We start from the raw sequence: 12,325 nt of genomic DNA on the forward strand, positions 1-12,325 counted from the left end.
CAATCCTCGTAAATAATGCATTTAAGAGGATTGCTATAGATTTATTTCTCATAATATAATAAGAAGGAACCCTCCCAATATTAACAGCAATGAGGAAACAACTGAAAAGATCTGGGCTCCTACACCTGGGGTGCCGCCCTGTTTGATCGCTTCATCGCGGTCAAGTTTATTTTTCATCAGATTCTTTGTGATTCCGGGTGCGGATTTGAGAGTCTGTCCGTCCTGTATGCCGATAGCAGTTACGGTTTGCCCTGTTTCGAAATCAGCAGCAGAATAATAATAACGAACATCATATTCTTTATGTGAACGTGTCGTCTGGTTCGATGGTTCTATAAAATGCTTCTGTGTATAGGTGTTATCCGGTACATATGTATAACCGGCAGATGATAATGCTGCCTTGTCGTAATCTTCCCAGGTTTTGGTCAGCATAATATCATCAATAAAATCCTGCGAAAGTGCATAATTTCCAATTTTCCCCTGGCCTGATACCGGCATGCTGCTGAAAGATGAATTCCATTCCAGAACGCCATATTTCTTTTCGTCGTCAGTCATTGCCTCCTTCTTTTTGGAAGAAGATTTTGTTAATTTCATTGTCTGTTTTGAACTTGAAATGCGGATGCTGTCAAAGTCCAGTCCAAGCTCATCATCATGTGCCGGTTCAGTCAGCTCAAATGTGCCGCATACAATGACTGTCTTTCCATCGTTTTCCGGGTCGATCGTATCTGCTGCATCAACGTAAACTGCGTCTTTCAGAGCTGCTTTTGTTTTGGGGTTATCCACAAAGATCATCTTTAAAGCAGATACAAAAAAGAATATTCCGATTATTACAAGGAGAACCCCTCCTGCTTTTTTCAATATCTTCATAAATTTCATCACCTTCCATTTCTGTTAATATTTTCTGCAAGTATCTCAATCATATTATTACATATTTTGCTTCGTTTGCCACTGTCACTTGCGATAGTAACAGGTTACATTATTTTCTGGAATTACCATAGGATTCATGCTATTATGAAAAGTAATAAGACGGATAACAATAATAAGGTATGCTTTATAAATGGAAGGGGATATAAGATGGCAGGATTAAAAAAACTTCCAATTGGAATTGAGAATTTTGAAAAATTGCGGCAGGAAGATTTCTATTATATAGATAAGACACGACTGATTGAACAGTTGCTTACAAGATGGGGTGAAGTAAACCTGTTTACCCGTCCGAGACGTTTCGGAAAATCCCTGAATATGAGTATGCTCCAGAGTTTTTTTGAGATTGGAAAAGATAAGACTCTGTTTGATGGGCTGAGGATTTCAGATAATCAGGAATTATGTGAAAAATATCAGGGAAAATTTCCGGTGGTTTCTGTCAGTCTGAAGGGAATTAATGGTGCCACATATGAGGAAGCCCGAAGATTTCTCATAAAAACAATCAATGAAGAAGCCCGCAGACTATCCGTACTTTCAGACAGCACAGAGCTTGATGAAACAGATCACGAATTACTGACACAGTTAAAGAAAAAAGAAATGACAAACGATTCTCTGGTGTACAGTATCCGTGAACTGACAGAATTGCTGGAAAAGCACTATGGCAGCAAAGTAATTGTTCTGATCGATGAGTATGACGTACCTCTGGCAAAGGCAAATGAAAATGGCTATTATGATGAAATGGTATTGCTGATCCGTAATTTATTTGAGAACGCATTAAAAACCAACAACAGTCTGAAATTCGCAGTGCTGACAGGATGCCTGCGGATTGCAAAAGAAAGCATTTTTACAGGTCTTAACAACTTTAAGGTTTATTCCATTACAGATAAGAGTTTTGATGAAACATTTGGATTTACAGATGAGGAAGTAAAGGAACTCCTCCGGTATTATGGACAGAAAAAATATTATGAGACAGTGAAAGAGTGGTATGACGGCTACCGGTTTGGAAATGTGGATGTTTATTGTCCATGGGATGTGATCAATTTCTGCAGCGATCATCTGGCAGATCCCGGGCTGGAACCGAAGAATTACTGGGCGAATACAAGTGGAAACAGTGTGATCAGTCATTTCATTGACAGTGTGGGAAAACCACAGAAGCTGACCAGAATGGAGCTGGAACAGCTGGTAAATGGAGGGATTGTCCAGAAAGAAATTAATTTTGAGCTTACCTATAAGGAATTATATTCTTCCATAGACAATCTGTGGAGCACACTTTTTATGACCGGATATCTGACACAGAGAGGGGAACCCAGTGGTAACAGATATAATCTGGTTATTCCCAACAGAGAGATCCGAAATATTATCACCAACCATATTTTGAAAATGTTCAAAGAAAATGTAAAGGACGATGGAAAAACAGTCAGCGATTTGTGTGATGCACTGCTGAACCAAAATCCGGAAAAAGTAGAGTTGATTTTTACAGAATATATGAAAAAAACGATCAGCATAAGAGATACCTTTGCCCGGAAACCAACGAAAGAAAATTTCTATCATGGATTGCTGCTTGGTATTCTGGGATTCAAAGAGAACTGGTCAGTAATGTCCAATCGGGAATCAGGAGATGGATTCGGGGATATTCTGATCCGTATAGAAGATGAAGATGTGGGAATTGTGATCGAAGTAAAATATGCAGATGACGGAAATCTTCAGGGAGAGTGCGAAAAAGCACTTCAGCAGATTATAGATATCAGATATACTGAGGCGTTAGAGCAGGAAGGGATTCATACAATCATAAAATATGGAATCGCCTGTTACAGAAAGAAATGTAAGGTGCTGATGAGAATAGACAAACAGTGAACACAGAATATTCAGACCTCATTACCGGATGCAGAACGAACGGTAATGAGGTCTTGTCACGTTATCCTTTAAAGAAGAAGCTTTTTCCGCGTTTGCAATTGACATCTTAACAGGAAATGATTATGATATGAAATGAATGAGAAATGGTGAAATACGAAGGAGAGTTAGAGTTATGAGTATTTCCATGATTGGAATTGACCATAATATGGCACCGGTGGATATTCGTGCGAAATTTGCATTTACAAAGAAAAATGCCGGTGAAGCAATGGAAAAAATAAAGAATCAAAATGGAATATATGGATGCGTGATCCTGTCCACCTGTAACCGCCTGGAGGTCTGGGCAAGTGTGGATGATGAGGTGGATGTCTGTCTTTATGACTGCCTCTGCAGGATAAAGGGAATTACTGAGGATTCTTACAGACAATATTTTGTAGAGCGTAAGGATCAGGAGGCAGTTGAGCATCTTTTTTATCTTACCAGTGGTCTGAAATCACAGATCATAGGGGAGGATCAGATCCTTACACAGGTGAAGGATGCCCTGAATCTGGCAAGAGAGAATTTTGCGGCAGATGGTGTTTTGGAGGTTCTGTTCAGAATGGCTGCCACAGCAGGAAAGAGGATTAAGACAGAGGTTCCTTTTTCCCATGGAAATCCGTCAGTGATCCATCAGGCCATCGGATTTCTGGCAGAGAAAGGGTATTCTCTCAGGGATAAGACCTGTATGGTCATCGGTAACGGTGAGATGGGTAAGGTGGCTGCTCAGGCTTTGCAGGAGGCAGGTGCAGATGTGACAGTGACCATCCGTCAGTACAGAAGCGGAGTTGTGAATATTCCGCTGGGCTGTAAGCGCATTAATTACGGTGACAGAATGGAGTATGTGCCGCAGTGTGACCTTGTAGTGAGTGCAACTGCAAGCCCGAATTTCACATTGAGAGAAGAATTATTCCAGGGAATCAGGACAAAGGATGACCTGATTCTGATCGATCTGGCAGTTCCCAGAGATATAGAGCCATCTGTTGGAAAGCTCCAGGGGGTCACACTTTATGACATGGACAGCTTCCGTATAGAGGAAGTTCCTGCAGAACTTCAGGAAAATCTGGAGGCAGCAGGCGCGATCGTAAGAGAGCAGATGGATGAATTTTTCCAATGGCTGGATGGAAGAGACCTGATCCCAAGAATTCAGGATATTAAAGATGAGGCAGTCAATGACCTGAATTTAAGGATTGCAAAGATATTAAAGAAAACACCTATGGAAGAGGATGACAGGCAGAATCTGGTCCATGCAGTGGATACGGCAGCAGGAAAAGTAGTAAATAAACTGATCTTTGGTCTGCGTGACAGTCTGAATCAGGAGATTTTCCTTGAGTGTGTGGCAGGACTGGAGAAAATATATGAAGAATAAGCCGTATTTTCCAATGTTTATAGACTTATCAGATAAGAATATCGTGGTTGTAGGCGGCGGAAACATTGCAACCCGTCGAGTGAAAACCCTTTTATCATTCACCAGAAATATCAGAGTCATTGCTCCGAAGGTCACCATGGAGATGATGGAGCTTGGCAAAGCCGGCTATGTAGAGTTGATCACACGTCCGGTGAAGCGTACAGACTTTGCGATGGCATATATGGTGATCGCAGCTACAAATGACAGAAAGTTAAATGATGAGATCCACAGGATCTGCAGGCAGGAAGGCGTTTATGTTAATGTAGCCAGCGACAGAGAACAGTGCGATTTTTATTTCCCCGGGATCTATATGGAGGATGGACTGGTGGTGGGAATCACAGCCAGCGGTCTGGATCATAAAAAAGCGCGCAGGATAAGAGAAGAAATCCAGAATGCCCTGGAGAGGGTTGCGCAGGAAGATGAGAATGAGGAGGGAAATGATGACTGAGGTGATCATTGGAAGTAGAGAGAGTAAGCTGGCCGTTCTCCAGAGTGAGATGGTAAAAAGTTACATAGAGCAGAAAAACCGTGAAAAAAATGCCGGTTCTGAAATAACAGTAAATATCCTGACTATGAAAACAACAGGAGATATTATTCTGGACCGTACCCTGGATAAGGTGGGCGGAAAAGGATTGTTTGTAAAAGAACTGGACAGGGCATTGCTAGATGGTAAAAGCAATCTGTCTGTACACAGTCTTAAGGATATGCCTATGGAGGTTCCAAAAGAGCTTCCCCTTCTGGCCTTTTCAAAGCGTGAGGATCCAAGAGATGTACTGGTGCTTCCTGAGGGAGTGGCGGAGCTGGATCCGGATAAACCTCTGGGATGTTCCAGCTTAAGGAGAACTCTTCAGTTAGAGAAGCTGTATCCTGAGATGGAGGTAAAGAGTATCCGTGGAAATCTGCAGACAAGGCTTCGCAAGCTGGATGAAGGAGAGTATTCCGGGCTGATCCTGGCAGCGGCAGGTCTGAAACGACTGGGGCTGGAAAGCAGGATCAGCAGATATTTTACACCAGATGAGATGATTCCTTCAGCAGGTCAGGGAATCCTGGCTGTGCAGGGACGCAAAGGTGAGGATTATGGGTATCTGGACGGATACTGTGACAGGGATGCCTGGATTGCAGGAACTGCAGAGCGCGCATATGTAAAATATCTGGACGGAGGATGTTCTTCGCCTGTAGCTGCATTTGCAGAGGTGGACGGAGATGAGATCTTTATCCGCGGTTTATATTACAGTGAAGCTACAGGAAAGTGGCTTACAGGTCAGATCAGAGGTGCAGCAGAGGATGGAGAGAAGCTTGGAATTGCACTTGCAAAGCAATTGAAATCTGACTGTGAGGGAAGATAAAAAAATTTATAAAAAGAAAATTCTTGTGACGCAAAAAGGAGAGGTAACATGGCAGCTGGCAAGGTTTGGCTGGTTGGTGCAGGACCGGGTGATATCGGGCTTTTTACATTAAAGGGCGCAGCGGTTCTGCAGCAGGCAGATGTGGTAGTATATGACAGTCTGGTAGGCGAAGGGGTTCTGGCAAAGATCCCGGAGCATGCCAGACTGATTAATGTAGGTAAAAGAGCAAATCACCATACAATGGTGCAGGAGGATATTAATAAGGTTCTTCTGGAAGAAGCTGAAAAAGGAAATAAAGTGGTAAGGCTTAAAGGTGGAGATCCCTTTCTCTTTGGAAGAGGCGGGGAGGAACTGGAACTTCTTTCTGAGAATGGAATCCCTTATGAGATCGTGCCCGGAGTGACATCTCCCATCTCTGTTCCTGCTTACAATGGGATTCCTGTGACACACAGGGATTTCTGTTCGTCCTTACATATTATTACAGGACATAAACGCGCAGGGCAGGAGTATGATATAGATTTTAAGGCACTGACCCGGACAAAGGGAACACTGGTGTTTCTCATGGGAATTGCAGCACTGGAGGATATCTGCAAAGGGCTTCTTGCAGGCGGAATGGATCCGAATGTGCCGGCAGCAGTTCTTCAGAAAGGAACAACAGCAGGACAGAAGCGGGTGGTTGCTACTGTAGGTACCCTCAAGGAAGAGGTGGACAGACAGGGGATAGAGACACCTGCCATTATTGTTGTGGGAAAGGTATGTTCTCTGGCTGACAAATTTGCCTGGTATGAGAAGCTTCCTCTGGCAGGCTGGAAGGTTCTGGTCACAAGACCAAGACAGCATATTTCAAAGACAGCAGATCTTCTCCGTCAGAAAGGTGCCGAGGTTCTGGAGCTGCCGTCTATCTGTACAGTACCTGTTGAGGATAATGGCAGACTGTATGAGGCATTTGAGAAACTGGATACTTATCAGTGGATCATTTTTACAAGCCCTGCAGGTGTGGAGATCTTTTTTGACGAGATGGACAGAAAAGAGATGGATGTGCGCAGCCTGGGACAGGCGAAGATCGCAGTGATCGGTGAAGGAACGAAGAAAAAGCTGAAAGAGCATCACCTGCTGGCTGATTTTGTGCCAGGTGTGTATGACGGAGATACTCTTGGAGCAGAGCTTGCAAAAGAACTTCAGGGAAATGAAAAAATTCTGATCCCAAGAGCCGAAGCCGGAAATAAAAAGCTGACAGAATTGCTGGAGCAGACAGGGGCACAGGTGGATGATATTGCAACCTACACTACTCGTTATGAGAAGAGCAGACTGATCGATGAGAAGAAAGAACTGGAGACAGGAAGTGTGGACTGTGTAGTATTTACCAGTGCATCCACTGTAAAGGGCTTTGTGGAAGGCACAAAGGGACTGGACTATACGAAGGTAAAAGCTGCCTGTATCGGAAAACAGACCAAAGCTGCAGCAGATGCTTATGGTATGCAGACCTGCATGGCAAAGAAGGCTACCATCGAAAGTCTCATAGAGCTTGTGGAAGAGATGAAACAGGAAAACTGATAACTATTCTGCAAAAAATGGAACAGTTATGAGAATTGTTGATAAAAGGAGCAAAAAGACATGGATTTAATTCAGAGACCAAGAAGATTAAGAGGCAGTGAAAATTTAAGAAAAATGGTAAGAGAGACAAGAATGGATAAGTCTTCCCTTATCTATCCCTTATTTGTAAAAGAGGGAACAGGAATCGAAGAAGAGATCCCTTCTATGGAAGGACAGTTCCGCTACAGTGTAGACCGTCTTCCTTTTGAACTGGAACGTCTGCAGAATGCAGGAGTAAACAGCATTATGCTGTTCGGTATCCCGGATCATAAGGATGAGGTGGGAAGCGGTGCGTACGACCCCAACGGAATCGTACAGAAGGCCCTGAGAGAAGCAAAGAAACAGTTCCCGGACATGTACTATATCACAGATGTATGTATGTGTGAGTACACTTCACACGGACACTGCGGAGTGCTCTGCGGTCATGATGTAAATAATGATGCAACACTGGAATTACTGGCTAAGACAGCTGTTTCCCATGTAGAGGCAGGCGCAGATATGGTAGCTCCCTCTGATATGATGGACGGACGTGTACGTGCTATCCGTGAGGCTCTTGATGCGAACGGACATTATGGAGCACCGATCATGTCCTATGCAGTAAAATATGCATCTGCTTTCTACGGACCATTCCGTGATGCAGCAGGTTCTGCACCGTCTTTTGGTGACAGAAAGAGCTACCAGATGGATTTCCATAACAGAAGAGAAGGAATGAAGGAAGCTCTTACGGATGTGGAAGAGGGCGCAGATATCATTATGGTAAAACCTGCCATGTCTTATCTGGATATGGTCTCTGAGGTATCAAAGGCTGTAAATGTGCCGGTTGCAACATACAGTGTAAGCGGTGAATATGCAATGGTGAAAGCAGCTGCAAAGATGGGATGGATCGATGAAGAACGTATTATGTGTGAGATGGCAGTCAGTGCATACCGTGCAGGTGCCCAGATCTATCTTACTTATTATGCAAAAGAACTTGCAAAATGCATGGATGAAGGGAGAATCGGCTGATGGGTTTATCAGAAGAATTATTTGACAGAGCGGTAAAGGTGATTCCGGGAGGAGTAAACAGTCCTGTACGTGCCTATGGCGCAATCGGTATTGCACCGAGATTTATCGACCGCGCAGACGGATGCCATATTTATGATGTTGATGGAAAAGAATATGTGGATTATATCGATTCCTGGGGACCTATGATTCTGGGCCATAATTTTCCGGAAGTAAAAGAAAGTGTACTGAAGGCATGTGAAAAGGGCCTCAGCTTCGGATGCGCAACTGCAATCGAAGTGGAGATGGCTGAGTTCATCTGTGACCATATTCCACATGTGGATATGGTGCGTATGGTAAATTCCGGTACAGAGGCTGTTATGAGTGCAGTCCGTGTTGCCAGAGGATTTACCGGAAAGAATAAGATTATTAAATTTGCAGGATGCTATCATGGACACAGTGATGCCATGCTGGTAAGCGCAGGCTCCGGTGTGATGACAAGCGGTGTTCCGGACAGTGCCGGTGTGCCTAAGGGATGCACAGAGGATACCATGACTGCTGTTTATAATGATCTGGACAGTGTACGTGCACTGATGGAGCAGGCTGACGGACAGACTGCTGCTGTTATCGTGGAAGCTGTAGGCGCCAATATGGGTGTGGTTCCTCCGAAAAAGGGGTTCCTGGAAGGTCTGAGAAAGCTCTGCGATGAGTACGGCGCCCTTCTGATCTTTGACGAGGTTATCACTGGTTTCCGTTTGGCTTTTGGCGGTGCTGCAGAATATTTCGGCGTGACCCCTGATCTGGTCACCTATGGTAAAATTATCGGTGCAGGTATGCCGGTAGGCGCATACGGCGGACGCAGAGAGATCATGGAACTGGTTTCCCCTGTGGGAAAGGTTTACCAAGCCGGTACTTTAAGCGGAAATCCTATTGCAATGGCAGCAGGACTGACACAGTTAAAATATCTCTATGAACACCAGGGAATTTATAAAGATCTGGAGGAAAAAGGAAAACGTCTCTATGGCGGTATGGAGAAAATCCTGGCAGAGAAAAATCTGCCTTACCATATCAATCACGTATCTTCCCTGGGAAGCCTGTTCTTTACAGAGCAGGAGGTTGTGGATTATACATCAGCCAAATCTTCAGATACAAAAGCTTTCTCTGAATATTTCAAGGGAATGCTTGCGCAGGGAATCCATATGGCTCCGTCACAGTTTGAGGCAATGTTTTTATCTGTTGCCCATACAGATGAGATCATAGACCAGACACTGGAGGCTGTCAGAAATTATTTTACCAAATAAACAGCAGAGCGCTTATCCGGTATAGAACTTAGCCCAAATTCATTCCAGATTGCCTGCGGCAATAGAATTTTGGCTTGTATGTGAACAGTAACGACAGTAACCCATGAACTGGAAAAAATACATAAAACTGAGTTCCGTAATCTTGTTCTGATTAGGAAAATGTGCTATAATCACCTTATCGTATGACATCGTCCGGCAATATCGGGACGAAAATATTATTGCTCGCTGACAGCAGACGGGAACAGAGTGAGCGATGATAAATAAACTTCAGGACAGCAGGAGGAAAAAAGCATTATGAGTGAAAAGAAATATGTAGCTTATGTGGGCTCTTATACACATGGCTCTTCCAGACAGGGAATCCATGTTTATGATGTTGATGTTGAGAATGGCACTCTTACAGAACGCAGCAGTGTTGAAGTAAGTAATGCATCCCACATGGCTGTTTCAAAGAATGGTAAGTATCTTTATTCTATCGAGGATGAGGGTGTTGCAGTATTTAAACGTGATAAAAATGGTGATCTGTCACGTATCAACAGTGTAAATATTGATGGAATGAGAGGCTGTTTCCTTTCTACAGATGTTGACGGTAAGTATCTTTATGTTGCCGGATATCATGACGGTAAGGTGACTGTTGTACATACTCATAAGGACGGCAGACTTGGAAGCCTGATGGATGGCGTATTCCATACAGGACTCGGAAGTGTTGCAGAGCGTAACTTCCGTCCCCATGTGAACTGTGTTCGTCCGACTCCGGATAATAAATATCTCTGTGCAGTAGATAACGGAATTGATCAGGTGAAGATTTACCGTGTCAACAAATTGCGCAATAAGCTGGAACTGGTAGACATCCTGAGATGTCCGAGAGAGAGCGGCCCGCGTATCATTCGTTTTAGCGATGATGGTAAGTTTGCTTATATTCTCTTTGAACTCAGTAATGAGATCAGGGCTTACAAATATGATGGAAGCGGTAAGGTTCCGGCGTTTGAACTGATCCAGACGATTGAGACAAGTGCGAAGAAGGATGTTCATGATACACATAATGCAGCGTCTGGTCTTTCTCTTGCAAATGATGGCAAGCATCTTTTCTGTACAACAGCAGGTGAGGATACAGTTTCCATGTTTGAGCGTGATGAGGAGACTGGTATGCTGACAAGGAAGTTTACACTTCCGATCAGTGGTGAATATCCGAAAGATCTGGTGCTTTTACCGGATGATAAGCATCTGGTGCTGGCTAATCATGCAAGTAATACACTGACTACTTTTACAGTGGATTATGAGAAGAATATTATTGTGATGAACGGCAAGCCGATTAAGATTACAGAGCCAAACTGTATCAGAATCTGGCCGGTTCCGGAAGAATAACAGATTCGTTACATAGAATCAGCAATATAGGCAGATAATAAAATACCTTCATTTGAAACTGAGATCAGCTCAGGATTCAAGTGAAGGTATTTTTGCGTGGATTAATTGGAATTATTTCCGATAAAAATCCCGAACCTTATCCATCTGGGAACTCATATTGACAAAGAGCGCATCCGCCAGTGTGATTGCTGCCATGGATTCTACTACAACCACTGCTCTTGGGACAATGACCGGATCATGTCGTCCATGGATTTCCAGAGAAAGAGGTTCTTTATCTTTGGTTACGGTCTGCTGCGGCTGGCTGATGGATGGGGTTGGCTTGATATGGGCACGAAGTATGATTTCACTGCCGTCACTGATTCCTCCCATGATTCCGCCTGCGTGGTTGGAGGTTTTGATGATTTCACCGTCTTTGACTGTGAATCCATCATTGTCAGTGGAACCGTTTGAGGAAGTCACTGCAATGCCGTCACCGATTTCAACAGCCTTGACTGCACCGATGGACATCAGGGCGTGGGCAAGAAGAGCACTGAGCTTGTCAAAGACAGGCTCGCCAAGTCCGGCAGGTGTTCCGGTAATACGACATTCGATCACGCCGCCTGCACTGTCCTGATTCTTCATACATTCTTCCAGATATTCACCGGCCTTCACTGCTGCCTGTGCGTCCGGCATATAAAATGCATTCTGATGGATTTCTTCTTTATTAAAAGAAGCGATTTCAACAGGTCCGATAGATCTGGTATAGGTGCAGATTGAAATGCCAAGTTCTTCTAATATTTTAGAAGCAATGGCACCTGCTGCAACTCTTCCGATGGTTTCCCGCCCTGAAGAACGTCCACCGCCTCTGTAGTCGCGGAATCCGTATTTTTGGTCAAAAGTATAGTCTGCATGTCCGGGACGATAGGAATATGCGATATTTCCGTAGTCTCTGGAGCGCTGATCTGTATTTCTTACCATCAGAGAAATTGGAGTTCCGGTGGTTTTGCCCTCAAAGACACCTGAGAGGATTTCTACCAGATCTCCCTCTTTACGGGCGGTGGTGTATCTGCTCTGGCCGGGTTTTCTTCTATCGAGGAATTTCTGAATGTCCTCTTCACAGAGAGGAAGGCCTGCCGGGCATCCGTCTATCACAGCTCCGAGAGCTTTTCCGTGGGATTCCCCCCAGGTGGTTACCTTAAATTTATTTCCAAATGATGACTGGCTCATATGATTTGTATCCTTTCCTGTTATTGTATTAGAGCGTGTCTGGAAAATCATTCCCGCAATCTGCACGCCCCACTTTGCGGGATATTTCACCTGAATTCAGTTGCTGTAGTTAGAGCGTGTTTGGAAAATCATTCCCGCAATCTGTACGCCCCCACTTTACGGGACTTTTATAAATAAATACTACTTTATTATAGCGAAGTGTAAAAGTTTTGTAAACCGAAAGCATTGGAATTGACAAAAATTCATGTTCAAATTATAATGATGTTTGAGTCTTTGTGAAAATAAAGAGTAAACGTAACTGTTCAGTAATCTTTTGCAGAAAC

At 43.9% G+C, this 12,325-nt stretch carries 10 protein-coding genes and 2 pseudogenes; 9 read left to right on the forward strand and 3 right to left on the reverse strand.

Translation table 11 applies throughout. The annotated features are described in order from the left end of the window. Nucleotides 1-48: 48 nt before the first annotated feature. Complete coding sequence (locus LI074_RS01425) at nt 49-864, reverse strand: hypothetical protein (protein WP_227311061.1); 816 nt, start codon at nt 862-864, stop codon at nt 49-51. 207 nt (nt 865-1,071) lie between these two features. On the opposite strand from LI074_RS01425, the gene LI074_RS01430 reads away from it, so the two are divergent. The 8 genes from LI074_RS01430 to LI074_RS01465 all read left to right on the forward strand — a co-directional run bounded on the left by LI074_RS01430 (nt 1,072) and on the right by LI074_RS01465 (nt 10,796). After that, the gene (locus LI074_RS01430) at nt 1,072-2,772 is read left to right on the forward strand and encodes an AAA family ATPase (RefSeq protein WP_144137218.1); all 1,701 of its coding nucleotides are present in this window, start codon (nt 1,072-1,074) and stop codon (nt 2,770-2,772) included. Between the two features lie 172 nt (nt 2,773-2,944). After that, nucleotides 2,945-4,174, forward strand: coding sequence for a glutamyl-tRNA reductase (hemA, locus tag LI074_RS01435; protein ID WP_025576942.1), 1,230 nt, complete (start codon nt 2,945-2,947; stop codon nt 4,172-4,174). Further along, the gene (locus LI074_RS01440; RefSeq protein ID WP_118408159.1) at nt 4,164-4,661 is read left to right on the forward strand and encodes a precorrin-2 dehydrogenase/sirohydrochlorin ferrochelatase family protein; all 498 of its coding nucleotides are present in this window, start codon (nt 4,164-4,166) and stop codon (nt 4,659-4,661) included. Before hemA ends, LI074_RS01440 begins: the two co-directional genes overlap by 11 nt. Next, nucleotides 4,639-5,559, forward strand: coding sequence for a hydroxymethylbilane synthase (hemC, locus tag LI074_RS01445; RefSeq protein WP_330584076.1), 921 nt, complete (start codon nt 4,639-4,641; stop codon nt 5,557-5,559). The genes LI074_RS01440 and hemC overlap by 23 nt, the downstream gene beginning before the upstream one ends. Nucleotides 5,560-5,607: 48 nt before the next feature. Next, nucleotides 5,608-7,113, forward strand: coding sequence for a uroporphyrinogen-III C-methyltransferase (gene cobA, locus LI074_RS01450; RefSeq protein ID WP_118408163.1), 1,506 nt, complete (start codon nt 5,608-5,610; stop codon nt 7,111-7,113). Between the two features lie 60 nt (nt 7,114-7,173). Beyond that, nucleotides 7,174-8,157 carry a porphobilinogen synthase gene (hemB, locus tag LI074_RS01455; RefSeq protein ID WP_008704753.1) on the forward strand — a complete coding sequence of 328 codons (984 nt, stop codon included), beginning with the start codon at nt 7,174-7,176 and terminating at the stop codon, nt 8,155-8,157. Continuing rightward, the gene (hemL, locus tag LI074_RS01460; protein WP_118408165.1) at nt 8,157-9,434 is read left to right on the forward strand and encodes a glutamate-1-semialdehyde 2,1-aminomutase; all 1,278 of its coding nucleotides are present in this window, start codon (nt 8,157-8,159) and stop codon (nt 9,432-9,434) included. Before hemB ends, hemL begins: the two co-directional genes overlap by 1 nt. Before the next feature lie 294 nt (nt 9,435-9,728). Beyond that, a complete protein-coding gene (locus tag LI074_RS01465) occupies nt 9,729-10,796 on the forward strand; it encodes a lactonase family protein (protein WP_008704751.1) in 1,068 nt (355 codons plus the stop codon). 111 nt (nt 10,797-10,907) lie between these two features. Here LI074_RS01465 and aroC read toward each other — a convergent pair whose 3' ends face one another. Further along, nucleotides 10,908-12,002, reverse strand: coding sequence for a chorismate synthase (aroC, locus tag LI074_RS01470; RefSeq protein ID WP_008704750.1), 1,095 nt, complete (start codon nt 12,000-12,002; stop codon nt 10,908-10,910). Between aroC and LI074_RS18055 the strand changes: the two are divergent. Continuing rightward, nucleotides 12,003-12,107, forward strand: a pseudogene (locus tag LI074_RS18055) (DUF6783 domain-containing protein); the annotation flags it as partial. Here the strand turns inward: LI074_RS18055 and LI074_RS18060 are convergent. Next, nucleotides 12,099-12,152 (reverse strand): annotated as a pseudogene (locus tag LI074_RS18060) (DUF6783 domain-containing protein); the annotation flags it as partial. The pseudogenes LI074_RS18055 and LI074_RS18060 overlap by 9 nt on opposite strands. Between the last annotated feature and the right edge of the window lie 173 nt (nt 12,153-12,325).

The sequence above is a fragment of the Blautia sp. MSK18_10 genome, from assembly GCF_020553185.1.
In the GTDB taxonomy this organism is placed as follows: Bacteria; Bacillota; Clostridia; order Lachnospirales; family Lachnospiraceae; genus Blautia_A; species Blautia_A wexlerae.